Source organism: Bradyrhizobium arachidis (assembly GCF_015291705.1).
Classification (GTDB): domain Bacteria; phylum Pseudomonadota; class Alphaproteobacteria; order Rhizobiales; family Xanthobacteraceae; genus Bradyrhizobium; species Bradyrhizobium arachidis.
In genome coordinates this window covers 7,891,031-7,915,595 of record NZ_CP030050.1, presented here as the reverse complement: position 1 = coordinate 7,915,595, position 24,565 = coordinate 7,891,031, and the positions used below count along the sequence as shown (strand labels likewise).

At 66.0% G+C, this 24,565-nt stretch carries 24 protein-coding genes; 14 read left to right on the top strand and 10 right to left on the bottom strand.

Annotated features, from left to right (window positions below; all coding sequences use genetic code 11):
• Positions 1–4 precede the first annotated feature (4 nt).
• Positions 5–1,225: a hypothetical protein gene (locus WN72_RS37290; RefSeq protein WP_027560671.1), complete on the bottom strand. Its 1,221-nt coding sequence runs from the start codon at positions 1,223–1,225 to the stop codon at positions 5–7.
• Between the two features lie 138 nt (positions 1,226–1,363).
• Here WN72_RS37290 and WN72_RS37285 point away from each other — a divergent pair, with 138 nt between their 5' ends.
• Both WN72_RS37285 and WN72_RS37280 read left to right on the top strand, forming a co-directional pair.
• Entirely contained in the window at positions 1,364–2,143 is a 780-nt protein-coding gene (locus tag WN72_RS37285; protein ID WP_027560670.1) for a DUF899 domain-containing protein, read from the top strand.
• Positions 2,136–2,390, top strand: a complete 255-nt coding sequence (locus WN72_RS37280; protein ID WP_092212727.1) for a hypothetical protein — start codon at positions 2,136–2,138, stop codon at positions 2,388–2,390. Before WN72_RS37285 ends, WN72_RS37280 begins: the two co-directional genes overlap by 8 nt.
• Before the next feature lie 35 nt (positions 2,391–2,425).
• On the opposite strand, the gene WN72_RS37275 is transcribed toward WN72_RS37280, so the two are convergent.
• From WN72_RS37275 to WN72_RS37260, 4 genes are all read right to left on the bottom strand, one after another.
• Entirely contained in the window at positions 2,426–2,947 is a 522-nt protein-coding gene (locus WN72_RS37275) for a GNAT family N-acetyltransferase (RefSeq protein ID WP_027560668.1), read from the bottom strand.
• A 24-nt stretch (positions 2,948–2,971) separates the two neighbouring features.
• Complete coding sequence (locus WN72_RS37270) at positions 2,972–3,700, bottom strand: dienelactone hydrolase family protein (RefSeq protein WP_092212725.1); 729 nt, start codon at positions 3,698–3,700, stop codon at positions 2,972–2,974.
• A 92-nt stretch (positions 3,701–3,792) separates the two neighbouring features.
• Positions 3,793–4,215 (bottom strand): c-type cytochrome, encoded by a 423-nt coding sequence (locus WN72_RS37265; RefSeq protein WP_035730888.1) that lies wholly within the window; start codon positions 4,213–4,215, stop codon positions 3,793–3,795.
• 110 nt (positions 4,216–4,325) lie between these two features.
• A complete protein-coding gene (locus WN72_RS37260) occupies positions 4,326–5,042 on the bottom strand; it encodes a L,D-transpeptidase (RefSeq protein WP_027560665.1) in 717 nt (238 codons plus the stop codon).
• A 271-nt stretch (positions 5,043–5,313) separates the two neighbouring features.
• Here WN72_RS37260 and WN72_RS37255 point away from each other — a divergent pair, with 271 nt between their 5' ends.
• The 3 genes from WN72_RS37255 (at position 5,314) to WN72_RS37245 (ending at position 7,903) form a co-directional block, all read left to right on the top strand.
• A complete protein-coding gene (locus WN72_RS37255; RefSeq protein WP_167380617.1) occupies positions 5,314–6,366 on the top strand; it encodes a glycosyltransferase family 4 protein in 1,053 nt (350 codons plus the stop codon).
• Between the two features lie 33 nt (positions 6,367–6,399).
• Positions 6,400–7,089, top strand: a complete 690-nt coding sequence (locus WN72_RS37250; RefSeq protein WP_027560663.1) for a class I SAM-dependent methyltransferase — start codon at positions 6,400–6,402, stop codon at positions 7,087–7,089.
• A 154-nt stretch (positions 7,090–7,243) separates the two neighbouring features.
• Complete coding sequence (locus tag WN72_RS37245) at positions 7,244–7,903, top strand: hypothetical protein (RefSeq protein ID WP_092212721.1); 660 nt, start codon at positions 7,244–7,246, stop codon at positions 7,901–7,903.
• A gap of 337 nt (positions 7,904–8,240) precedes the next feature.
• Here the strand turns inward: WN72_RS37245 and WN72_RS37240 are convergent, their stop codons facing one another.
• Positions 8,241–9,905 (bottom strand): aminotransferase class III-fold pyridoxal phosphate-dependent enzyme, encoded by a 1,665-nt coding sequence (locus WN72_RS37240; protein ID WP_092212719.1) that lies wholly within the window; start codon positions 9,903–9,905, stop codon positions 8,241–8,243.
• A 35-nt stretch (positions 9,906–9,940) separates the two neighbouring features.
• Here WN72_RS37240 and asd point away from each other — a divergent pair, with 35 nt between their 5' ends.
• On the top strand, positions 9,941–10,804 hold the full coding sequence (gene asd, locus WN72_RS37235; protein WP_092212717.1) for an archaetidylserine decarboxylase: 864 nt from the start codon (positions 9,941–9,943) through the stop codon (positions 10,802–10,804).
• Between the two features lie 68 nt (positions 10,805–10,872).
• Positions 10,873–11,442, top strand: a complete 570-nt coding sequence (locus WN72_RS37230) for an NUDIX hydrolase (protein ID WP_027560659.1) — start codon at positions 10,873–10,875, stop codon at positions 11,440–11,442.
• Positions 11,443–11,676: 234 nt separating this feature from the next.
• Here WN72_RS37230 and WN72_RS37225 read toward each other — a convergent pair whose 3' ends face one another.
• Both WN72_RS37225 and WN72_RS37220 read right to left on the bottom strand, forming a co-directional pair.
• Positions 11,677–13,188 carry a FecR domain-containing protein gene (locus WN72_RS37225; protein ID WP_244553665.1) on the bottom strand — a complete coding sequence of 504 codons (1,512 nt, stop codon included), beginning with the start codon at positions 13,186–13,188 and terminating at the stop codon, positions 11,677–11,679.
• A gap of 313 nt (positions 13,189–13,501) precedes the next feature.
• Complete coding sequence (locus WN72_RS37220; RefSeq protein WP_027560657.1) at positions 13,502–14,281, bottom strand: DUF2147 domain-containing protein; 780 nt, start codon at positions 14,279–14,281, stop codon at positions 13,502–13,504.
• A gap of 194 nt (positions 14,282–14,475) precedes the next feature.
• Here WN72_RS37220 and WN72_RS37215 point away from each other — a divergent pair, with 194 nt between their 5' ends.
• From WN72_RS37215 to WN72_RS37200, 4 genes are all read left to right on the top strand, one after another.
• Positions 14,476–15,342, top strand: a complete 867-nt coding sequence (locus WN72_RS37215; protein ID WP_092212713.1) for a DUF2147 domain-containing protein — start codon at positions 14,476–14,478, stop codon at positions 15,340–15,342.
• Between the two features lie 271 nt (positions 15,343–15,613).
• Complete coding sequence (locus tag WN72_RS37210) at positions 15,614–15,946, top strand: hypothetical protein (protein ID WP_092212711.1); 333 nt, start codon at positions 15,614–15,616, stop codon at positions 15,944–15,946.
• 346 nt (positions 15,947–16,292) lie between these two features.
• On the top strand, positions 16,293–17,501 hold the full coding sequence (locus WN72_RS37205; protein ID WP_092212709.1) for an extensin family protein: 1,209 nt from the start codon (positions 16,293–16,295) through the stop codon (positions 17,499–17,501).
• Between the two features lie 4 nt (positions 17,502–17,505).
• A complete protein-coding gene (locus WN72_RS37200) occupies positions 17,506–18,087 on the top strand; it encodes a histidine phosphatase family protein (protein WP_092212707.1) in 582 nt (193 codons plus the stop codon).
• Between the two features lie 18 nt (positions 18,088–18,105).
• On the opposite strand, the gene WN72_RS37195 is transcribed toward WN72_RS37200, so the two are convergent.
• Positions 18,106–18,444, bottom strand: coding sequence for a DUF6665 family protein (locus WN72_RS37195; RefSeq protein WP_027560652.1), 339 nt, complete (start codon positions 18,442–18,444; stop codon positions 18,106–18,108).
• 53 nt (positions 18,445–18,497) lie between these two features.
• Positions 18,498–19,133 carry a TetR/AcrR family transcriptional regulator gene (locus WN72_RS37190; protein ID WP_092212705.1) on the bottom strand — a complete coding sequence of 212 codons (636 nt, stop codon included), beginning with the start codon at positions 19,131–19,133 and terminating at the stop codon, positions 18,498–18,500.
• Positions 19,134–19,329: 196 nt separating this feature from the next.
• On the opposite strand from WN72_RS37190, the gene WN72_RS37185 reads away from it, so the two are divergent.
• The 3 genes from WN72_RS37185 (at position 19,330) to WN72_RS37175 (ending at position 24,558) form a co-directional block, all read left to right on the top strand.
• Positions 19,330–20,640 (top strand): HlyD family secretion protein, encoded by a 1,311-nt coding sequence (locus WN72_RS37185; protein WP_027560650.1) that lies wholly within the window; start codon positions 19,330–19,332, stop codon positions 20,638–20,640.
• 28 nt (positions 20,641–20,668) lie between these two features.
• Complete coding sequence (locus tag WN72_RS37180; protein ID WP_027560649.1) at positions 20,669–22,252, top strand: DHA2 family efflux MFS transporter permease subunit; 1,584 nt, start codon at positions 20,669–20,671, stop codon at positions 22,250–22,252.
• Between the two features lie 506 nt (positions 22,253–22,758).
• Positions 22,759–24,558: an ABC transporter ATP-binding protein gene (locus WN72_RS37175; RefSeq protein ID WP_167380615.1), complete on the top strand. Its 1,800-nt coding sequence runs from the start codon at positions 22,759–22,761 to the stop codon at positions 24,556–24,558.
• Positions 24,559–24,565 lie beyond the last annotated feature (7 nt).

Sequence of the window (24,565 nt, the reverse complement as noted above, 5' to 3'; positions counted from 1 at the left end):
AATCCTACGTCTTCAGCAGCGGCGTGGGGAGTAACAAGCCTGTCGGGAATCCCGGGACGGGCGGCGTCATCCAGCGTCGTGCCCGTCCGTGTCCGAACGACTGCACCTTGTTCGAGCGCGCCAGCTCGTCGAGCGCCCGCTGCACGGTGCGCGCGCTGGTTCCGAGCGCCAGCGCGAGTGCCGAGCTCGACCACGGCTCGCCGTCGGCGAGAAAGGCGAGGACGGCGGCGTGCTTCTCCTCGACGGGCCGCGCCAGCACGAGAATGTCGCGCGTCTTGCGCGGCGCCAGCACAAAACCCTGCTTCGTCGCGCTGATCTCGGCGAGCGGCTTCAGCTTGGTGCGGAGCCGCCCGACCTCGACGCGCAATCGCGCGCGATGCGATTCATCGGCGTGCTTCGCGCGGAACGCCCCCGCGATCAGCATCTCTCGCGAGACATCCGCGGGCCACGCCTGGGCCAGGAGACGCGCGAGCGCGAACAGCACCGGGCGCGTTCCGAGCGATACGGCAACGCCTTGCCGGCGCACGACGTGATGGAAGGTGTCCACGACCAGTGCCGTCGAGGTCGCCAGCCGTTCGACCTCTCCGAGCAACAACGGATGTTCGTTGCCGCCCGCGATCAGCCGTGCGGCCGGCGTGTCGAGGATGAGGTTCGCGCTGCCGACCTCGGCCACGAGCGCCGGGATATTCGCCAGCCGCGCTGCGCGCGCCGCACGGCCGAGCGCCGCGCGCGCGTCTCTGGTTCTGAGCCGCCTGATTGCGATGCCGGCAGCGACGAGCTCGCGGATGGCCAGAGACGCAGGTGGGAGCGGGGGAGTGCCAAGCCCGGCCAGCGTCCGCTCGGCCTCGTCGACGCGTCCGACCAGGAGCAGGCGCCGCGCTTCGATGTGGCCCGCATGCGCGGCGTTGGCGAGATCGCCGTGCTGTTGGAGCGTTGCGCGCGCGGCCGCGAGCGCCTTCACCGGCCAGCTCAGGTCGCGCGAGACCAGCGCGATCTCGGCCTCGGCCACGACGCATCTTGCCCGCGCCACCGCCTCGCGCGGACCGAAGGCACGCGCGGCGCTGCGCAGCAGCGTCTTCGCCTTGGCGAGATCGCCGAGCTGCGCCATCGCGATGCCGCGCAGCGCCAGCGAGGGTGCATCATTGCGCAGCGCAACGCGGTTCAGCGCGCCGAGCGGATCGCCGGCCTCCAACGCGCGCGCCGCGGCCGTGATCAGCGATTCCATTCAAATCCCGCCACACTTGTTACTCCCACCGCGCAACCGCGAGGTGCCAGAAATCGTTGACGGCCGACGATGTGCGGCGAGGGGCGATCGGTTCCGTGAGACGCGGAATGGTCGTTCAGGGAAGAGCTTTGGAGAACCATGATGACTTCAGCAGACAAACAGACCGCCATGCAGACACCGCCGGTGGTGTCGCCTCAGGACTGGGAGGCAGCCCGTCAGCAACTGCTCGTGAAGGAAAAGGCGCATACCCGTGCCCGCGACGCCCTGGCCGCCGAGCGCCGGCGCATGCCGTGGATGGAAGTGACCAAAACCTATGCGTTCGAGGGGCCCGGCGGCAAGGTCAGTCTGACTGATCTGTTCCAGGGGCGGCGGCAGCTGATCGTCTACCGCGCCTTCTTCGAGCCTGGCGTGTTCGGCTGGCCCGATCATGCCTGCCGCGGCTGCTCGATGGTCGCCGACCAGGTCGCCCATGTCTCGCATCTCAATGCCCGCGACACCACGCTGGTGTTCGCCTCGCGCGCGCCGCAGGCCGACATCGCCAGGTTGAAGAAGCGGATGGGCTGGACCATGCCCTGGGTCACCGTCACCGACAGCTTCGACAAGGATTTCGGCGTCGACGAATGGCACGGCACCAACGTGTTCTTCCGCGACGGCAACCGCATCTTCCGCACCTATTTCGTCAAGAGCCGCGGCGACGAGCAGATGGGCGGCACCTGGAACTATCTCGACATCACGCCGCTCGGCCGGCAGGAGGTCTGGGAAGACTCGCCAAAAGGCTATCCGCAGACGCCGACCTACAAATGGTGGAACTGGCACGACAGCTACACCGAGGGCGCTGCACCCGACAAGAAATGGGTCGAGATCTCGGACGCCGGCGAGAAGGCGTTTCGCGAGGAGGCCGCGGAAGGCCGTGACTAGTCCCGTCAGCGCAACCGCCGGCGCCGGCCGCAATGGCATCGTGGCCCTGCGCCACCTCGCCAGATGGCTGGCCTTGGCGGCGACACCAACCTTCGCGATCATGGCCGTGCTGACGGCGGTGCTCGGCGGCCCGGCAGACATGCTGTGCGCCGCCGGACACGGCTCTGTGCTCGGCGGGATGGTGCCGATGTATCTCTTGATGAGCGCGTTTCATTCGGCGGCGTGGCTGAGGCTGATCGCGGAGTGACCGGGCGCCATCCGGTGAGAACCGGATGGCCTTTTTCACTTGCCGCTTCGGTCAAAGAACAAGGCCATCAGGATCTCATCGAAGTATCGGCCGTCCAGCTTGAGGGCTTTCACCTCGCGGCCGTACTCAACGAACCCGGCGCCAGTGTAGAGCCGGATAGCCGCCGCATTCTCGCTGACGACGGCAAGCTGGAGCTGTTCGACCCGCTCTGCGGCATGTGCCGCGAGCGCGTCGACGAGGCGACGCCCCACGCCGGATTTTCGCGCATCGGGGCGTACATACATGCCCCAGAGAACGGCCTTGTGCTCGGTCTTCGCGCCTTCTTGCCGCCAGAAGCCGGCGACGCCGACAAGCTCCTCCGCGATAAAGGCGCCGAAGACATCCGACGTCGTGAGACGCTCCTCGAACCAGGCAAGCGGCTTGTCCTGCTCGCGCGCGAACGCGCTGGCAAAGGCCTCGGGATGCGCGGCGAGGGCTTCCAGCCTGATGGTGCGGTAAGGAGCTGCGTCGGAAGCCGTGAGCAGCCTGATCGCGACGGTGGTGGGGACGTGCGGCATGACTAATGGATTCCCTGGGTTTGGCTAGCGCAGCTCCACTCCGAAGGCTTCCCCGAACAGGCCGAGCATCGCAGCCCAGGAGCGGCGATCGGCGGCTTCGTGATAGCCATGGTTCGGAAGCCCGGACTCGATGAGCTCCGGATTGGTGAAGCCATGCGGCGCGCCGCCCTGGACAAGGACCTGCCAGTCGACGCTGCTCCTGCTCATGACGTCCTGGAAACTCGCGAGCTGCGCCAGCGACACCAGCGCGTCGGCAGCGCCATGACACACCAGCACCCTGGCCTTGATGTTGACGGCATCGTCCGGTCGTTCGCTGGTGAGCCCACCATGGAAGCTCACGACTGCCAGAAGATTGGCGCCGGCACGCGCCAGCTCGAGTGCGGTGGTGCCGCCGAAGCAATAACCGATCGCGGCGAGCTTGGTGGCATCGACCGCGGCGTGCCCGGCCAGCGCCAGATGCGCTGCCTGTGCCCGCTCGCGCCAGCGCGCGGTGTCGGCGCGGAGCGCGTTTATGAGCTCGATCGCCTGCGGCACGTCGGGCGCCGTTTTGCCGGCGCCGTAGAGGTCGGCCACGAGCACGGCGAAGCCAAGGGCGGCCAGGCGCTCGGCCCGGGCGATGGCCTGGGTGCCGATGCCGCGCGCGTCCGGAAACAGGACGATGCCGGGCCGTCTGAAGGCGGCGGAGTCATCCGCGACCAGAAGGCCTCGGAGCCGGGCGGCGCTGTCCTGATATTCGAGAATGGTTGTGCTCATTCGGCGTCCCTCGCCGGTTCAGAAGACCACGAGGGCCACGGAGGCGCAATTGTCGGTTGTCGCCGTGGAGCGGTTGGCTGCCGATCAGCCTGCTATTGCGCGCTTGGCGCCGCTTGCAGATAAGCAACCACCTTCGCCGCTTCCTCCGCTGACACACCGCCATAGGGCTGCATCTTGTTGCCGGACACGACCTCGTCCGGCTTGACCATGAAGCGGGTGAGCTTGTCCTGATCCCAGACGAAGCCAGCGTCCTTCATCGACGGAGAGTAGTTGTAGTCCGGCAGCGATCCGGCCTTTCGTCCGACGATCTTGTTGAGATTGGGACCGAGGCGGTTGTCGCCTTCCTTCACGGAGTGGCAGGTCCGGCAGGAATTGTTGAAGGCCTGCTGGGCTGCGTCGCCGCCTGCCGGCTGTTGCGCGCGCGAGGAAGGCGCGGACAAGAGCAACCCCAGCGCTCCGGCACAGGCGAGTCCGCGCAGCCAGGTGCCGGGCAAGGCTTGCAGGTGTGGTTGCATATGCACCTCCATGGCGAAACGCGCCGCAGCAGGCGCGCCGGAATGTCGAGGGCAAACGAAAACGGCCCCGGTGGGTTCCGGGGCCGTTTGCGTCACAATGTCCTGTCGCGTTAGCGCGTCGCGGCGCCGAGATCGGCGCGGCGCTCCGACATCGGCAGCACGATCACCTTGGTGCCGACGTTGACGCGGGAATAGAGGTCGGTGACGTCTTGGTTGGTCATGCGGATGCAGCCGGAGGAGACGTGCTTGCCGATGGTCTCGGGCGCGTTGGTGCCGTGGATGCGGTAGATGGTGCCGCCGAGATACATGGCGCGGGCGCCAAGCGGATTGCCGGGGCCGCCGGCCATGTGGCGCGGCAGATAGGGCTGGCGGGCGATCATCTCCGGCGGCGGAGTCCAATCCGGCCACTCGGCCTTCTTGCTCACCGACTGGATGCCGGACCAGGTGAAGCCGTCGCGGCCGACGCCGATGCCGTAACGCAGCGCCTGGCCGTTACCGAGCACGTAATAGAGATAAGTGTTCGGCGTATCGATGATGATGGTGCCCGGCGCTTCACGCGTCGCGTAGGAGACGGTCTGGCGGCGGAAGCGTGCCGGCATCTCGACCGCGTCCTGATCCTCGGACGGCGCGGTCTGATAGGTCGGCGCCTGGTAGGGCTGATAGGGCTGCAGCGGCTGCGGCGCCGCCATCGGCGGCAGCGGCTGGAAGAACGGGAAGAGCTGCACGGGCGCGGCTTTGGCCGGGCCGGCAAATGCGATTGCGGAGATCGCGACTGCGCCAAAAGCAACGGCGCGCGAATACGTCTTGAACGTGTCCAGATTGAACATTGATCGCCCCTGTTTGCTCGGTGTGATGCCACCGCGGCACCGTTTCGGTGCTCCGTTGCCTAAATCCCTAACGGAAAGAAGTTTCGGGACGTTTGCGCGGAAAACCGAAAACGGTTTCGTCGCGGCAAGGATTGTTTCATGACAGTTTCGTGGCCGGGCGCGGCTGTTAACCAACAAAACAGCGGGCCGACATTTATGTGACGTCACACGCCTGAAATATCCTTGGTTGATGGTCCTAAGCCGAGAATCATCAACCTCTCGGGATTTCCCCATGCGGGTATTAATCGCGACTGACGCCTGGCATCCGCAGGTCAACGGTGTGGTCCGCACCCTGACCTCGCTGGCCAACGCGGCCAAGGCGCTCGACGTCGAGATCGACTTCCTTACCCCGGACGGCTTCCGGTCCTGGCCGCTGCCGACCTATCCGGGCCTGCGCATCGCGCTGCCGAGCGGAAAGGAGATCGCGCGGCGGATCGAGAAGGCGGCGCCCGACGCGCTGCACATTGCCACTGAAGGCCCGATCGGCTGGGCCGCGCGGGCCTATTGCCGTCGCAACCGCCTTGCGTTCACGACCTCCTATACGACCCGCTTTCCCGAATATGTCTCGGTGCGGACCGGCATCCCAGCCGCCGTCGGCTATGCCGTGCTGCGCCACTTCCACGATGCCGCCGCCATGACCATGGTGGCGACGCCTTCGCTGCGGCAGGAGCTCTCGGAGCGCGGCTTCAAGCGGCTCGGCTTCTGGGGACGCGGCGTCAACACCGAGCTGTTCCATCCTGATTCACCAGCCACGCTAGACCTGCCGCGGCCGATCTTCATGACCATGGGCCGCGTCGCGGTGGAGAAGAACCTCGACGCCTTCCTCTCGCTCGACCTGCCCGGCACCAAGGTCGTCGTCGGCGACGGTCCGCAGAAGGCGGCGCTGGAAAAGAAGTATCCCGATGCCGTGTTCCTCGGCGAGAAGAAGGGCGCGGATCTCACCGCGCATCTCGCAGCCGCCGACGTCTTCGTCTTCCCGAGCCTGACCGACACGTTTGGCGTGGTGCAGCTCGAGGCGCTCGCCTGCGGCACGCCGGTTGCGGCGTTTCCCGTCACGGGTCCGAAGGACGTCATCGCCGATCATCCGATCGGCGCGATCGACCATGATCTGCGTACCGCGTGCCTGCGCGCGCTCACCATGTCGCGCGAGACCTGCCGCAACTTCGCGCTCGAACGATCCTGGGAGAACAGCGCGCGCCAGTTCGTCGGCAATCTCACCTCACTTCAGCCCAGCCGCGTCTTGCGCGCCTCGCCCGTCATGGCGCGGCGGCCGGTGCGCGGTTGACCATAGCTTTGACCCACAGCGAGAACCTCATCGATGGCTAAGATCATGAACCTTGACGGCACCCAGCAGCTTGACCTCACCCGTGGCTCGGTCGAGCAGGCTTATGACCGCTGGGCGCCCGTCTACGATCTCGTGTTCGGCGGTGTGTTTGCCAAGGGCCGTCAGGCCGCGATCGCAGCCACCAACAAGATCGGCGGTCGTGTGCTCGAGGTCGGTGTCGGCACCGGCATCTCGCTGCCGCTGTACGCTCCGCATCTTCGCATCTTCGGCACCGACATTTCGGACGCGATGCTCGACAAGGCGCGCCGCCGCGTCAGCGAAGGCAACCTCAAGAATGTCGAGGGCCTCGCGGTGATGGACGCCGAGAAGCTCGAATTCCCCGACAATTCCTTCGACGTCGTGATGGCGCAGTATGTCGTCACCGCCGTGCCGAATCCGGAGAAGGCGCTCGACGAATTCGCCCGCGTGCTGCGTCCGGGCGGCGAGCTGATCATCCTGACCCGCGTCAGCGCCGACACCGGCATGCGCCGCTTCATCGAGCAGAAGCTCCAGCCGGTGGTGCGTCCGCTCGGCTTCCGCACCGCCGAGTTCGCCTGGTCGCGTTACGCGAAGTGGCTCTCCGGTGCCAATGGCATCGAGCTCGCCGAGCGCCGCCTGATTCCGCCGCTCGGCCACTTCTCGCTGGTGCGCTTCCGCAAGGTCGACGTCGCCAAGGCAGCCTGAGCAGGGCTGCGTACGAGCGGCGGCTCGCTCCGCCGCTCACGTGTTCGCGTGCGTCATCGCGTCGCTGCACATCGTCATATGACAAAATGATGATGTCACACGGCCTACATCGAATCCCTGTAAATCCTGAACCCGAAGCATTTTGGGGGAGAGCATGATCAAGAACTATCTCGAGCAGCTGCGGATCCAGCGCTGGGACGACCATCGCTACTATCACCACAGCCGCATCAATCAGAGCCTGCACTTCGTCAGCGCGCTGAGCTTTCTCTTCGCCTATGTCTGGCTGTTCGTCGACCCCATGATCTCCGCCCTGGTCGGCTGGCTGGTCTCGATGACCTCGCGTCAGGCCGGTCATTTCTTCTTCGAGCCGCACGATTACGACCACATCAACCAGGCGACGCACGAGCACAAGGAAGAGATCAAGGTCGGCTACAACCTTCAGCGCAAGGTGGTGCTGATGGCGATCTGGGCGCTCTCGCCGCTGGTGCTGGTGGTCGATCCGACGCTGTTCGGCCTGTTCACGCCCTGGGCGACCGCGACCGACTTCATGCGTCAGGTCGCCAATATCTGGCTCGTGATCGGCGGCGGCGGCCTCCTGTTCCGCACCGTGCACCTGTTCTTCATCCGCGACGTCGAGACCGGCCTCGTCTGGATGACCAAGATCCTGACCGACCCCTTCCACGATCTGATGCTCTATCGCTCCGCTCCGCTGGCGCTGATGCGCGGCGAGCTGATGGATCCCGGCCTGCACCTCAACCCCGAGCATACGCTGGGCCTCATCGCCGAGCCCGCGCTCGAAGAGCAGCACGCCTGAGCGCGCAGCTCACACCAAACACTCCGATGTCTGATGGTTGCGTCATGCCCGGCCTCGTGCCGGGCATCCACGTCTTGGGGATGCTTTCAAAGTGACTCTGGCGAGGCGCGCGCTCTCTTCACCTCGCCCCGCTTGCGGGGAGAGGTCGGTTTTGCGCGTAGCGCAAAGCCGGGTGAGGGGGGCTCTCCGCGGGGGCTCTGCTAGCTGGGCGTCCACCAACTCTCACCGCGCGCGCGGGGAGCCCCCCTCACCCCAACCCTCTCCCCGCAACCGGGGAGAGGGGGAAGGGAGAGCGGTGTTGGGGGCGGCCGGTATGCGGTGTGCGCGTAGCGAAGCCTCAGCGCCCGAAGCGCTTGGCCAGCATCTCTTTCAGAATCTGCCGCTTGATGTTCTTATTGGTGAGCACACCGTCGTGCCACCAGAAGCCGTCGGCCTTCATCTTTTCAGCGGCGCGGACGAAGCGGTCGGCGACCTCAGCGAAGTCGGCGTCGGTGTAGTTGAGGCTGAAGATCAGTCGTCCCGTGCCGACCCAGCTCAGCGCCAGCCCTTCGGCGCGCAGATAGTATTGCAGCATCCAGTTGTAACGGGACGGGGTCGTGTATTTCACCGTCCAGATCGACGAGAAGTTGGCGAACTGCACCGGCAGCTTGGCGTCGGTCATCATCTGGTTGAGCCTCGCGACGCGGCCGTTCCAGGTCGCATCCAGGCCATCGTAGATGGCGCGGAAGTTCGGGCTGGCGAGGCGGCTCAAGAACTCGTCCATCGCCGTCATGACGTAGGGATGCGAGTTGAAGGTGCCGCGCGCAAAGCAGATGTCGGCGGGCCGGTCGTCGCGGAAGCGGCGCATCAATTCCTTCTTGCCGCAGACCACGCCGACCGGCAGGCCGCCGGCGAGGCTCTTGCCGTAGGTCACCATGTCGGCCTTGACGCCGAAATATTCCTGGGCGCCGCCGGCGGCGAGACGGAAGCCAACGAAGACCTCGTCGAAGATCAGCACGATGCCGCGCTGGTCGCAGACCTCGCGCAGCTTCTTCAGCCATTCGGTGTAGGCGGCGCGATCGAAATTGCCGCCGCGGGAACTGTCGACCAGCGAGGAATCGCCGGGCGCGTTGCTGTTCGGATGCAGGCCCTGCAGCGGGTTGACCAGCACGCAGGCGATGTCCTTGCGCGTGCGCAGCACGTGCAGCGTCTTCTCGGACATCTCGGAAAGCGTGTAGGTCTCGTGCGCGGGAATCGGATTGCCGACACCGGGCTGCACGTCGCCCCACCAGCCGTGATAAGCGCCGGCGAAACGGACCAGATGCGTGCGCTTGGTGTGGTAGCGCGCAAGGCGCACGGCCTGCATCACGGCTTCGGTGCCGGACATGTGGAACGAGACTTCGTCGAGGCCGGAGATCTGGCTGAGCCGCTGCACGTTCTCGAGGATGACGGGGTGGTAGGGACCGAGCACGGGACCGAGCGCATGCGCGCGCTTCTCGGAGCCCTCGATGCACTCCTTGTAGAAGTCGTTGCCGAAGATGTTGACGCCGTAGGAGCCCGTGAGGTCGTAGGAGGTGTTGCCGTCGACATCGGTGACGGTGACGCCGCTCGAGGACTCCATGAAGGTCGAGGTGCCCAGATGCTCGCGGACGAGGCGCGAGAACTGGAACGGCACGCGGTAGCTTTCGGTGAAGTTGAGGTCGGAGATCGTCTCGGCCGCTTGCTTCGTCATCGCGCGGCCCTTGGGGTAGCGATCGGCGTAGAGAGCTGCGAGACGGAAGAAGGCGTCCTTGCGCTGCTTCACCACGTTGTCAGGCGCGCCGTCGCAGCCGAAATACTTGTCACCCTCGAACTCGTAGAACGGCAGCAGCTTGGCCACCCGCCGCGACATCTTGGAGTGTCCGGCGAGCGAGCGGTGCTTGGCGCGGGACAGTTCGACCCGCGCCTTGATCTTCGGGAGGACGGCGGCAGCAGACGCTGCGGCGGCCACGGACATCGAGAGAATCGGGAGTGTCGTTTCCATGACAACAAGCGCTAACCCTGCGAGCTGACAGATTCATGACAGTCAAAGCCCTCATTGCCTCTTTCACCCAGCAGGAAGACCTCAACTTCCTGTTGACCAACCGCATCCCCCGCGCGGCCCTGACCCGGTTCATGGGTTGGTTCTCCAAGATCGAGAATCCGCTGGTACGGGACTTCTCGATCGCGCTGTGGAAGCTGTTCTCCGACCTCGATCTGTCGGAGGCGCGCAAGACCCATTTCAGGAGTCTGCACGACTGCTTCACCCGGGAGCTCAAGCCTGGCCTGCGGCCCTTTGATCCCGATCCGGCGGTCGTCGCCAGCCCGTCCGACGGCATCGTCGGCGCCCATGGCCGGATCGCCGATACCGAACTGTTCCAGGTCAAGGGCGCGCCGTATTCGTTGCTGGACCTCGTCGGCGACTCCGCGCTGGTCGATCAGCACCGCAACGGAAGCTTCGTCACGCTGCGGTTGACCTCGAGCATGTATCACCGCTTCCATGCGCCCTATGACGCCCATATCGAGCGGGTCACGCTGATCCATGGCGACGTCTGGAACGTCAATCCGATCGCGCTCAAGCGCGTGGAGCGGCTGTTCTGCAAGAACGAGCGCGCGGTGATCCGCACGCATCTTCCGACCGGCGAGGCGGTGACGCTCGTGCCGGTTGCTGCGATCCTGGTCGCAAGCATTCGGTTGCACTTCCTCGACATGGTGCTGAACGCGCAGACCCGCGGCCCGGTCAATTTCCCCTGCGACGTCAACGTGACCAAGGGCGAGGAGCTCGGCTGGTTCGAGCACGGCTCGACCATCATCATCCTGGCGCCCGGCGATTTTACCTTCTGCGACGGTATCGCCGAGGGCACGCGCATTCGCGCAGGTCAAGCGCTGTTGAAAAGAAAGTAGCCTTCAATCTGCCCTGACCCTCGCCTATATCGTCCCCGGGGACGGTTCTGACGACGACGGATTGGGTGATGGCGCGAGCGCCGGTGATGGCGGCGGGTGGTATTGTGCTGCGGCGTGGTTCGACGCCGCTGATCGCGGTCGTGCGCCAGCGCAAGCGCAACGAATGGGTCCTGCCCAAGGGCAAGCTCGACGACGGCGAGACGCCGAAGGAAGCCGCGCATCGCGAGGTGCTCGAAGAGACCGGCCATGACGTGGCCATGCACGAATTTCTGGGCACGCTGGTCTACCAGTCGGGCGGGCGCTCCAAGGTCGTGCATTTCTGGCGGATGGAAGCCGATGGCGGTCCCGTCCGCAAGCTGATGAACGACATCAAGGCGGTGGACTGGCTGACACTCGACGACGCGCTCGCCCGCCTGTCGCGTGAATATGAGCGCGCGTTCCTGACGCAAGTCGGCCCGATCGCGCTTGCGGCCGCTGGGCCGGTGCCCGCGCCTGCGCCCGAGCCGGCGCCAACGCTGGCGGCCGACGACATCGATGCCGCCTTGCAGACGCTGACACCGGCTGAGGCCGCCTCCGTCGACGAACTGCGGCATGGCCTGTTGCAGAAGGTGCGGGCCTGGCTTCGCGGCGAGGCATGAGGGCTCTTTACCTCTCCCCGCTCTTCAGCGGGGAGAGGTCGGATCGCGCAAGCGATCCGGGTGAGGGGCTGGGCACACCGTTGCAAGAATGGAAGTCCATCCGACTCGTACGATTGAGTTGAGTGCTGCGCTTACGATTGAAATCGAGTTCGCGGAAGCAGCCCCTCACCCCAACCCTCTCCCCGTAATAACGGGGCGAGGGAGTGCACCGAGCGCACTGATGCACGCCACACTTCACCGCCGCTCCTTCTCCTTTGGAGCCGACGCCGGTTTGCGCGGGGCTGCGGGGCGTTGCGCGCTGGGGAGGCGCTGCCCGAATCCGCCTTGGCGCTGCATGCCCGGCTGCTGCTGCGCTGGCGGCTGCCCGGGTTGCAGGCCGGTGTGCGGCGTTTGCGGAGCCGGTGCTTGTGGAGCGGTGCCGCCCGGCTGAGGCTGTGTCACGGCTCCGGGCTGCGCCGGATTCTGTCCACCGCGCGGCGGCTGGGTTTGCGGCGTGCCGCCCGGCAGCGTGCCTTGCTGACCGCCTTGCCCCGCGCGCGGTGCACCTGTCGGACGTCCGGCACCTTGCTGCTGACCGGGCTGTTGTTGACCCCGTTGCTGCTGGCCCTGTTGCTGCTGCCCTTGACCTGCGCGTTGGCCACCCGGCTGCACGGCGCCGCCTTGTCCTTGTTGTCCTTGTCCCTGCCGCTGTGGCGGCTGGCCTTGCTGTGTTCCTTGGCGGCCCGGCGTGCCCGGCTGTTGCTGTTGACCGGGACGGTTGTTCTGGCCGGGCTGGCCGTTCGGCCGCTGCGGTTGCTGACCCGGCGCTGTCGTGGGGCGCAATTGCTGCTGTTGCGGCGGCTGGGTGGGACGCGGAATGCGGCTGATCGCGGCCGGATTGGCGCGGCGGAAGTCGCGCTGCTCGGTGACGATCTGGCGGCCGGTGGTCTGCGCCAGATGCACCTGGCTGACGAAGCCGCGGTCGCGCGCGATCTGCTGCGCCGGAATCGTGATCGGCACCGCGGCAAAGCGCATGACGCCGGCGGTGGCGGCGCCGGGCCGGATCGCAAAGCCGCTCGAAGCCCGCGTCAACGCACCGAGCCGCGTGCCGCTGGTGCGGTCGTCGACGTCGATGTGGCCGACGCGGCCGTCGGCATCGGGATAGAGTTTGATGTTGACGTTGTTTGCTTTGTTCGCCGCCGCGCCTTCCGGCACGTCGACGACACCGGTGGTGCCGCGGATGCCGAGCGTCGCGGTCGGCGTCGTGATCTTCATGTCGCCGGTCTTCGCCACCGCCGCGGCGACGAACGCGACCGTGCCCTTGCCGATGTCGAAGATCGCCGAGTTCTGCTTGCCGCCGTCCTCATAGACGTAATTGTCGATGGTGATCTTGGCGCTGGCGGAGAGGTTGAACGTGGTCGCGTCGTTGAAGGTGATGCCGAGCGAGGAGTTCGACGAGGTCTGCACGACGTCGTTGAGATAGATGTCGTCGCGCACGCGCAGCGGATAGGAATTCCTGTCGCGGATCACGGTCGCGATCCCCGTCACGGTCGCGACGTTGCCGATCGGCTCGACGGCGGTGGTCTGCGCGTCTGCCGCCGGCGTCGGCGAAGCCGATGGTGTTGGCGATGCCGATGGCGTCGGGGAGGCGGCAGGTGCCGGCTGCGCCTGCGCGATTTCAATTGCATCGGATGCACAAGCCACGCGCACGCCGGCCAGCGGCAAGGCCAGCACGAGCGCGAACACGAAGCGGCGCCAAGCCACCAATGAAGTCACGAGGAGGTCCCGGTGAGAACGCGAGGCGAGATCGGCCGATATCAGCCGCAGGGAGCTGAATGGCGGATGAACATGAGTCGCGAGGGAGGGGCGAACGTTCGAACGGTGCGGGGCGGTGTCGGCGGAGGGCGGTCTGTTCTTGCTCGTCATTCCGGGGCGCGACGAAGTCGCGAACCCGGAATCTAGGAGTTGTGGTGAGAGTTCGTCGCTCGAGATCCCGGGTTCGATGCTTCGCATCGCCCCCATTGCGCAATTGCGCAATAGGGATGACGCGCTTCGCGCGTCAGCTCACGCGCTTCGCGCGTCAGCTCACGCGCTTCCAGGTCTGGCCGCCGCAGAACATGCCGCCGAAGGCGCAGCCCTGCACGCGCATCGCGTTCGGGCCCTTCATCGCGATCGTGGAGTCGTAGTTGCGGCCGGAGTCGGGATCGTGGATGCGGCCGCTCCACTTCGCGCCATCGGGCTTCATGTTGATCAGGATGCGCTCGTTGGTCTTCTGGGCGTAACCGCACAGATTGGGACCGCACTGCTCGACACGGACATTGCCCTTGTTCTCTTCGGTCGCCCAAACGCCGATCGGCGAGTTCGGTGCCGCCACGGGCGCGGCGGCCACCGGCGCCGGAGCCGCAGCAACGGGCGCGGGCGCAGCGACAGGAACGGGAGCCGCAACGGGCGCGGGCTGCGTATTGTTGTCGTAGCCGGCGGCCGGCGCGGCGGCGACCGTCGTGGCCGGAGCGGGTGCGGCAGGCGCGGCCGGCGCGGTCGCCTGGACCGGCGCCTGCTGCACGGGCTGCCGCTGCACCGGAGCCGGCGCGGGCTGCGTGGTCGTGGCCGGAGCCGGCGTGGTGTCGACATCATCGTCCTTGGAGCCGCCGAGGCCGTTGAGGTTGATGTTGTTCAGCCTGATCGGCTTATTCGACAGGCCAGGGGCGACAATAGTCACGCAATCGAGCGAAGCGCAGTTGCGCGGCGTCTCGATGCGGATGTGCTGGCCGTCGATCTGGAACGAGATCGAGTTGCCGGCATGCGCCGCGGCGGTCGAGGCGAGGAAAAGCGCGGCGGCGGCGATGGTGAGCTTGTTCATGACAACCTCCGAAAATGGCGCGGTCCCGGTATGGACTGGTGTCGCTGGTGGATGAAGCGTGGTTCGACCCTACGCCGCGCCCGTCCCGCCTTCCGTGATGAACGTCACAACGCCGGTGCGCCACTGGGTGAGGCAGCGCACATTCGGCCACCCGTCATCTGCGTAACGTCTCGGGGAAACAGAGGAGAGCACCGATGACGCGGCTTGTGACTTCGGTCGGGACGTTGATCGCATTGATGGCGATGGCGCCCGCGGCGCAGGCCGGTTCCTACTCGTTTTCGGTCGGCGGCCATCGGTTCCATGTCGAGGCGCCGCGCAATTGCCGGTCCACGTCCTGTGTTTCGATGTCCAGCCACAGCTTGCGGAGGACGGACGATGTCAGCACGGCACCGGCCCCGCCGCCCGCACCGGTGGTCCAGGCACCGCAGCCGGTCACTCCGGTTGCTCCGACGAGGCCAGTGCAACCGACGGTCCTCGCGCCTCCACCGGCTCCGCCCGCCCCCGTCCTTGCCGCAACGACATCACAACCCGTCGCGCCGCCGCCGGCCCCAAAAACTGAAGCGCTGAGCCCCGATCCGCCGCGGGTTGAGCTGTCACGCCTGGATCCGCCGAAGACGATTACGCTTGACCCGCCGCGGATGGAGGCGCCGGCCGCGGACCCCGAGATCATGCCGGCCAAACCGAGCGCGAAGCGCAGCGACGATGATCCGGCCTATCTGCCGCTCGGCGAATGGGAGAGCACGGGCGCCAATGGCACCGTCCGCATCGAACGCTGCGGCCCGGCGCTGTGCGGCTTCGCACTCACCGACGCGTCCACCCGCGGCGAGAGTGTGCTCGTCAACATGAAGCCGAAATCGCACGACCTCTGGACGGGCAGCATCTACAGCCGCTCCACCGGCAACACCTATTATGCGACGATGACGCTGAAGGCCTCCGGCAGGCTCCACGTCGAAGCCTGCGCGCTCGGCCGCTTCTGGTGCTCCGGAAACGATTGGACGAGAGTCGAGGAACCGCGCGAGCAGCTGATCACGACGTCGCGGCGGTGGAGTGCGAGGTCGTAGATCTTTTTCTCTCCTCGCGAAGCGAGGCAGGAGAGGGATCTCTCCCCGCGACGACAGTATCGTAGGGTGGGCAAAGCGAAGCGTGCCCACCGCCTCTCGCGTCCGGCAAAAGATCGTGGGCACGGCGCAAGTGCGCCTTTGCCCACCCTACGATTCCGGGCTGGCGGAGAGAAAGCAACGCACCCCTGTCCAATTTGTAATCCCTCGGCTCCGAACCCGCCTCGCGCTTGCATGCGACCGATGGCTGACGACGCATGCAAGGAGAGCCAACATGAAACGTCTCGGCCTGATCGCCGCGCTGCTGCTTGGCAGCGCGATCTCGGCTCACGCCGACACCGACATCTGGGACAACATGCTGAAGCAGAAACGCGGCGACGATGCGCTGCATGTCGACAGCGCGTCTTGCGATGCGCAGGTCGGCGCGCCGCAGAACGGGGTGGCGACATCCGCGCAGTACAAGCGCTGCATGCGCGCGCGGGGCTGGCGCTTCAGTCATACCCGCCGCGAGAAAGATGATCGCTATCCCGACCCTGACAATCCCGGGATGATGTGCCGCGATTTCAAGATCGGCGGCGTCGCGGGATCGGAATGCTCGAACTTCTGATCGTAGCAAAATGTCCGGCGGCTGGATGATCCAGTGCAGGCGGGTGAGCCGGTGATGCGGTCGGTGTCGTCTCTAGATGTCGTCTTCTAGATCATGCCGAGCACGATGGCGCCGACAAAGGCCATGGCGAGGTACGCGGTGACTATACTCAGTCTCCCGGCGAACGTCATGAGATGTCTCCATGCGCGCCTCTTTGCGCGCTGACAGTATGGTTAACAGAAAGTCTCCTTCCTAAAAAGTCAGCCCTGCTGTCGCGCATTCTGCGCGCACGCAGACCGGCATGATTAAAGAACGCTGAAGCCGACACGTTGAAGAGTCTTTAAGTAAATTCACCGAACGTGCGTGCATGACGCGCGGAGTTCGTTTGTATCTCGTCGGCTCCATCGTCCTTGTTTCGCTTGCGGGTTGCGGACGCGGTTTTTTCCAGGCCGAACGTGAACCGTGGCGGGCCGAGGCCGAGGCCGCGTGCCTGAAATCGGGCGCGGTGAAAGAGGGGCCAGACCTCGTCCGCATCGACCCGATCTCCGGCCCCGGCATGTGCGGCGCCGAGTTTCCGCTCAAGGTCGCGGCCATCGGCGAAGCCTCCGGCACCTATGGTTTTGCCGACGAGGCGCTGCGCCCGCCCGGCAGCATCGGCAACCAGCCGCGCTGGCCGGTGAGACAGCCGCAATCGAATTATCCGCAAGGCCAGGCCTATCCGGCATCGTCCTATCCGCAGCGCCCGAACTATCCCGAGAGCGCGGTGCGCCAGCCGTCCGGCTATGGCGCCTCATCCGGCCCGATGTCGCTGAATGCGCCCGGCGTGGCGCCGCAGGAAGACGAGATCGATCTGCCGCCCGAGGGCACCGATGCCGCGGGCGCGGCGCGCTACATGAACGCGCCGAGCTATCCCACCCGGCAGCCGGCCCCTTATTCGCAGCCGCCGGCACAGCAGCCGCTTCCGCGTCTTGGTCCCGCGCAGGGCAATCCCGTCACCGCCGTCGGCCCTGTCGCGATCAAGCCGACCGCGACGCTCGCCTGTCCGATCGTGTCCGAGCTCGACCGCTGGCTCGCCGACACGGTGCAGCCGTCGGCGATGCGCTGGTTCGGTGCCCGCGTCGTCGAGATCAAGCAGATCTCCGCCTATTCCTGCCGCGGCATGAACGGCAATCCGCACGCCCACATCTCCGAGCACGCCTTCGGCAACGCGCTCGACATCTCGGCCTTCGTGCTCGCGGACGGCCGCCGCGTCACCGTCAAGGACGGCTGGCGCGGCATGCCGGAAGAGCAGGGCTTCCTGCGCGACGTGCAGTCGGGCGCATGCGCGCATTTCACCACGGTGCTGGCGCCCGGATCGAACGTCTATCACTACGATCACATCCACGTGGATCTGATGCGCCGCGCCAGCCGCCGCCTGATCTGCCAGCCGGCCGCCGTGTCCGGCGATGAGGTCGCCTCGCGCGCGCAGCGGCGCAGTCCCTATGCGAGCTCGCGCGATCCCTACGTGACCGGCTCGCTCGGAACGCGCAAGAGCACGACGCGCAAGCAGGAAGAAGACGACTACGCCGACGACTAGCGAAATGTCCATCGTCCGCTATCTCACCCATCCACAGGTGCAAATCGATCCCGACGTGCCGGTGCCGCAATGGGGCCTGAGCCCGATCGGACGGGCCCGCACCGAAGCGCTGGCGCAGGCAAGCTGGCTGGCGCGCACCACGCAAGTCATCTCCAGCGGCGAGCGCAAGGCGATCGAGACCGCTGAGATCATCGCTATCAGGCTCGGCATCATGATCGAGATCCGCGAGGCCATGCACGAGAACGACCGATCGGCGACCGGCTTCCTGAAGCCGGCTGAGTTCGAACAAGTCGCTGATCAGTTCTTCGCAGAGCCGCATCTCAGCGTTCGCGGCTGGGAGCGCGCGATCGATGCGCAGGCGCGCATCGTGCGCGAGGCCGAAGCCGTGCTGGCGCGCAATCGTCCGGGCGATATTCTTTTCGTCGGCCATGGCGGCGTCGGCACACTGCTGTTCTGCCACACTGCAGGCTGTCCCATCGACCGCGTCCACGATCAGCCGGCCGGCGGCGGCAATTTGTTCGCGTTCGCGCGCGACGGGCGGCAGGTCGTGCATGGCTGGCGCCGGATGGAGGAGGTCGCGGCGTAGCTCCGCCGACCTAACAACTCATTTCGCGCTCGGCTTTGACGGGGCGGGGGCCAGCCCCATGCAGCGCTGCACCTCGGCGGGGACGTTGTAGGTGCGCATGATGTGGCGGCTGTCGCGCAGGCCCGTCGCCTCGCGTTGCACCACGAACATCCAGAGCGCGTGACCGGCTTCCGCCACCAGCTTGCGCCTTGCCAGTTGCGAGGGCGTCGTCTCCGAGAGCGCATGAGCAGCGTCGAATTCGCGCAAGCGCGTCAGCGCCTGTTCGAGCGTACGGCCCATCCGTCCAAGCGCTGAGGCCTGTTCCTGGACGATCTCGTAATGGAGGATATCGACAGGCGGGCGAAGATCACGCGACATGGCACTCAATATAATGCCGCGCTACCGGCGCGCGCAACGCGGCGCGCTTGCCGCTATTTCGCCTGATACGCCGCCAGAAACATCCGCGTCGCGCTGTCGACGACCTCGGTCATGCGCGCTTCCGACGGCGCGGGCGCGGCCTGGAAGACGAAGGGAAGAAAGAGCGAGGCCTTGCACAGTTCCATGAATTGCGAGGCCGCGAGGTCGCAATCGTCGATCCTGAGATTGCCGGAGGCGACGTGGGCCTTCAGATAATCGGAGAGGCGGTTGATGGTCTTGTCCAGCACCCGCGCATAATAGCGGCGGCCGACATCGGGCATGCGCTCGGCGATCGCCATCACGGTGCGGATCGCCGATCCGCCGCCGGGCCGGCAGAGCAGGTGGATGTAGGCCCGTCCAAAATCCTTCAGCGTGGTCTCGGCATCGCGCGCGGGATCGAAATTGAACACGACCTGGCCGTGCTGGAGCGCCTCCTGCTCGAGGATGGCTTCGAACAGCGCGCATTTGTCGGCGAAGTAGACGTAGAGCGTGCCCTTCGAGACCTGCGCGGCGCGCGCGATCTCGCCCATGCTGGCGCCGTCAAAACCGAGATCCATGAACACCTTGCGGGCCCCGTCCAGGATCTGGCGGCGCTTGGTGCTGTCCTCCTCTTGGACGACGCGGAGATGTTCGCGGTCGACTACAACCATTGGTTCAGGGTCTCGGCAGGTTTTTGGATCGGGTCCAGGGCCATGAACCCGAATAAAGGATTCGGGCCGATACGGTCGACCCGGGAATAAGATGTATATTGACCGAACGGTTCGGTCAATGATATTTGGAATGCACGAGAGGGAGCCGTCCGCAGGACGGCCATCCCTGGTCGTGCTTTTTTATGGGGAGGCCGTCATGGCCGTATCGAGAGACCAGGCTGCGCGCGTGCTTCGCCAGGACACGGTGGAGACAACGCCGGAGCGGGCGGGCAGCGAGGCTGCGACCGAAAACCCCGCCGCCCTTGCCGAGCAGTTGCGCTCTCATGTGGCCGAGGAAACCAAGCGCCGCACCAGTGAGGCGCCGGAGAAGCCCGTGACCGACAAGCCGGCTGCACCTGCTGCCGCCGATGCGCCGAAATCCGGCAAGCGCAAATTCGTGCTGATGGGCGTCGGCCTCGTGCTGGCGCTCGCGGCCGCAAGCTATGCCGGCTATTACACGCTGGTCGGCCGCTTCTACGTTTCGACCGACGACGCCTATGTCCGCGCCAACAACACCATGCTGGGCGCGCGCGTTGCCGGCCACATCTCCTCGGTCCTCGCCGGCGACAACACGCCCGTGAAAGCCGGCGACATCGTCTTCCGCATCGACGATGGCGACTACAAGATCGCGGTCGACGCCGCCGCGACCAGGATCGCGACCCAGCAGGCCACCATCGATCGCATCGGCCGCCAGATCGCGGCGCTCGAAAGCCAGGTCGTGCAGGCCAAGGCGCAGCTGGTCTCGGCCGAAGCCGGCCTCAAGCGCGCCGATCTCGACTATGAGCGCCAGCAGGCGCTGAGCAGCAAGGGCTTTGCCTCGCGCGCCACCTTCGAAAGCTCGGAAGCCGGACGCGACCAGGGCGCCGCCGCGGTGAAGGCCGCGCAGGCCGCCTACGACGTCGCGGTCAGCAATGTCGACGTCACCAAGGCGCAGCAGGCCGAAGCGCAGGCGCAGCTCGCCGAGCTCAAGACCACGCTGGCGAAAGCCCAGCGCGATCTCGCCTTCACCGCGGTGCGCGCGCCGGTCGACGGCACGTTCTCCAACCGTCTCGTCAACGCCGGCGATTTCGTCGCGGTCGGCCAGCGTCTTGGCAACATCGTGCCGCTCGACGACGTCTATATCGACGCCAATTTCAAGGAAACGCAGCTCAAGCGCATCCGCGCCGGCCAGCCGGTGACGATCAAGGTCGATGCCTACGGCATGCGCAAGTTCTCCGGCGTGGTCGACAGCATCGCCGCGGGCGCAGGCTCCGTGTTCACGCTGCTGCCGCCCGACAACGCCACCGGCAACTTCACCAAGATCGTGCAGCGCGTGCCGGTCCGCATCCGCGTGCCGAAATCGGTCGCGAGGCAGAACCTGCTGCGCGCCGGCATGTCGGTCTATGCGACCGTCGACACCAACAAGGGCGCGGCCGACGCCGACAGCGAGGTCGATCTCGACGATCCCACCGCGATCCATCCGCAGTAGCCGCGCCTGAGCGCTGCGAGGTCACACCATGGCCAACGCCACCACCGCTTCCTCCGCCATGATGGCGAACCCCGCCGAAGAGCGCATCGCGCCGAAGCGGCTGTTCGCGTTCATCATCATGGTGTTCGGGATGTTCATGTCGATCCTGGACATCCAGATCGTCTCGGCGTCTTTGAGTGAAATCCAGGCCGGCCTGTCGGCGAGCTCTAGCGAAGTCTCCTGGGTCCAGACCGCCTATCTGATCGCCGAAGTCATCGCGATCCCGCTGTCCGGATTTCTGTCGCGCGCGTTCGGCACGCGGCTGTTGTTCGCGATCTCGGCGGCTGGCTTCACCTTCTCGAGCCTGCTCTGTGGCTTCGCCACCACCATCGAGGAGATGATCCTCTGGCGCGCGCTGCAGGGATTCCTCGGCGCCGGCATGATCCCGACCGTTTTCGCCTCGGCCTACACGGTGTTCCCGCGCACGAAATTCCATATCGTCGGCCCGATCATCGGGCTTGTTGCGACGCTGGCTCCCACGATCGGCCCGACGGTCGGCGGCTACATCACCGACCTGATGTCCTGGAACTGGCTGTTCTTCATCAATGTCGTTCCCGGCATCGCCATCACGCTGGGCGTGCTGGCGCTGGTCGATTTCGACGAGCCGCATTTCGAGCTGCTCGACCGCTTCGACTGGTGGGGCCTGTTGTTCATGGCCGGCTTCCTCGGCACGCTCGAATATGTGCTGGAGGAAGGCCCGCAATATGAATGGATGCAGGACACCTCAGTGGCGATCTGCGCCTGGATCTGCGCGATCTCCGCGATCGCGTTCTTCTGGCGCGTGTTCACCGCGGCCGAGCCGATCGTCAATTTGCGCACCTTCTCCAACCGCAATTTCGCGATCGGCTGTGTGCTCCAGTTCTGCATCGGCATCGGCCTCTACGGCCTGACCTACATCTATCCGCGCTATCTCGCCGAGGTGCGCGGCTACAGCGCGCTGATGATCGGCGAGACCATGTTCGTCTCCGGCATCACCATGTTCCTGGTCGCGCCGCTGGTCGGCCGGCTCATGGTCAAGTTCGACATGCGCTACATGATTGCGTTCGGTCTCGTCGTTTTCGCGATCGGCTCCTACCAGATGACCTGGATCACCCGCGACTACGATTTCTACGAGCTGCTGGTGCCGCAGATCCTGCGCGGCATCGGCATGATGTTCGCGATGGTGCCGACCAACAACATCGCGCTCGGCACGCTGGCGCCCGACCGGGTCAAGAACGCCAGCGGCCTGTTCAACCTGATGCGCAATCTCGGCGGCGCGGTCGGGCTCGCCGTCATCAACACCGTGCTCAACGACCGCACCGATCTGCACATCACGCGCCTGCAGGAACGCGTGCACTGGGGTAACGCCACCGCGACCGAGACGCTGACCATGCTCCAGCAGAAATTCCAGGGGCTCGGCGATTCCACGCTGATGGCGATGAAGCAGCTCAGCCAAATCGTGCACCGCCAGGCCGTGGTGATGAGCTTTGGCGATGCCTTCTTCATGCTGACGCTGTTCTATCTCGGCCTCAGCGTGCTGGTGACGCTGCTGAACAAGCCGGCCTCGCTGGCCGGCGGTGGCGACGCGCATTGAGTGCGCCACATAGTCGGTGTCGTCGCCCGGCTTGACCGGGCGACCCAGTATTCCACCAGCGGCGGTGGGGTACGGAGAAGCCGCGGCGTACTGGGTCCCCCGCCTTCGCGGGGGATGACAGCGGAGGTTCAGGCGAGGGCACTGCGCAAAGTGTCGCGCACCAACGCACCCCGCACCAAATTGCAACACTCATCCGTGATCTCGCACGGGCCCCGTTGCAAACCGGAAACGACACATCTATAAAGCGCACCTCATTCAATCGAACCGGGAGGGATTTGCATGATTTCGTCGCAGTCGCAGATCGTACGCCCGCGCTCGATGATCGCCTGGCTCGGTATGTACGCGGCCTGTTAGAGGCCCTTTCCGCCGGCTTCGATTGGGCACATCGTCCCGATCGCTCCTCTTCCCAAGTCAAAATCAGTTCTCAGTGACGCCGTCTCGGCCCGCGTGGCCGGCTTGCGTCCATCGATGGAGCCGGCCTGCGCCAAACGCAGCCGGATGATGCCATGACCGCTTTGTCAAAGAAGCCCGCGGCGATACGCGTGGTGCTGCCCTTCGTGTTCCGCCACTGGCTGAAGCAGCCGGGGCGCACGCTGATCGTCGCCGGCGGCCTGTTGGGCGCGACCGTCGCCGACCTGTTCATGCCGGTCTTCTCCGGACAACTGGTCGATGCGTTGACGCGCGGTTCAGCCGACCTCGATGCGCGCCACGCCGCGCTGGTCGCATTCGGCGCCATCGTGGCGCTCGGTGCAGTCTCCGTGGTGCTCCGGCTGATCGGCCTCCAGGCCATCGTGCCGTTCACGCTGAAGACCATGACGGAGGTGGCGCAGGACGCGTTCATGCGCGTGCAGCGTTTCTCGACCGATTGGCACGCCAACTCCTTCGCCGGCTCCACCGTGCGCAAGATCACGCGCGGCATGTGGGCGCTCGACCTGCTCAACGACACCATCCTGATGGCGTTGGCGCCGTCTTTGCTGGTGCTGATCGGCTCCATGGTCCTGATCGGCCTGCACTGGGCCTCGCTCGGCGCGGTGATCGCGGTGGGCGCGCTGTTCTACGTCACCATCACCGTGGTGTTCTCGACGCGGTACATCGCGCCGGCCGCGCGCGTCTCCAACGCCTGGGACACCAAGGTCGGCGGCACGCTGGCGGATGCGTTGACCTGCAACGCCGTGGTGAAATCCTTCGGCGCGGAGCTACGCGAGGATACGCGGCTCGCCCGCGTCATCAGCCGCTGGCGCGTTCGGGTGCGGCGGACCTGGTTCCGCTACAACTACACCGCCATGGCGCAGCTTGCGCTGCTGCTGTGCCTGCGGGCGTCGGTGATCGGCGGCTCGGTGCTGCTGTGGATGTACGGGCACGCCTCGCCCGGCGACGTCACCTATGTGCTGACGAGCTATTACGTCATCCACGCCTATCTGCGCGACGTCGGCATGCACATCAACAACCTCCAGCGTGCCGTGAACGACATGGACGAACTCGTGGCGATCCATGACGAGCCGATCGGGATCGTCGATGCCGCGGGCGCCCGGCCGATCGCGATCGAGGGCGGCGAGATCGTGTTCGATGACGTCACGTTCCTCTATGGCGGCCATCGCGCGCCGCTATACGACGGACTGTCGGTCACGATCCGCGCCGGCGAGCGCGTCGGCCTGGTCGGCCGCTCCGGCTCCGGCAAGACGACCTTCGTCAAGCTGGTGCAGCGGCTCTATGACGTCTCCGGTGGTCGTGTGCTGATCGACGAGCAGGACATCGCGCTGGCGACGCAGCAATCGCTGCGCAGCCAGATCGCGATCGTGCAGCAGGAGCCGATCCTGTTCCACCGCTCGCTCGCCGAGAACATTGCCTATGGCCGGCCCGGCGCCAGCCTGGAAGCGATCGAGCAGGCGGCGCGGCTCGCCAATGCGCACGACTTCATCCTGCGCCTGCCGAAGGGCTACGGCACGCTGGTCGGCGAGCGCGGCGTGAAATTGTCGGGCGGCGAGCGGCAGCGCGTGGCGCTGGCGCGTGCCTTCCTGGCGGATGCGCCGGTGCTGATCCTGGACGAGGCGACCTCGAGCCTCGATTCGGAATCGGAGGCGCTGATCCAGCAGGCGATGGAGCGGCTGATGAAGGGCCGCACCTCGATCGTGATCGCGCACCGGCTGTCGACGGTGAGGAGCCTCGATCGGATCCTGGTGTTCGACCGTGGCGAGATCGTCGAGCAAGGCACCCATGCCATGCTCGCGGGCAAGCCGGGCGGCATCTATCGCGGCCTGTTCGAGCGCCAGGTGGTGGAGCTCGGGCACGTCGCGGCAGCGGAGTGAAGGAAGT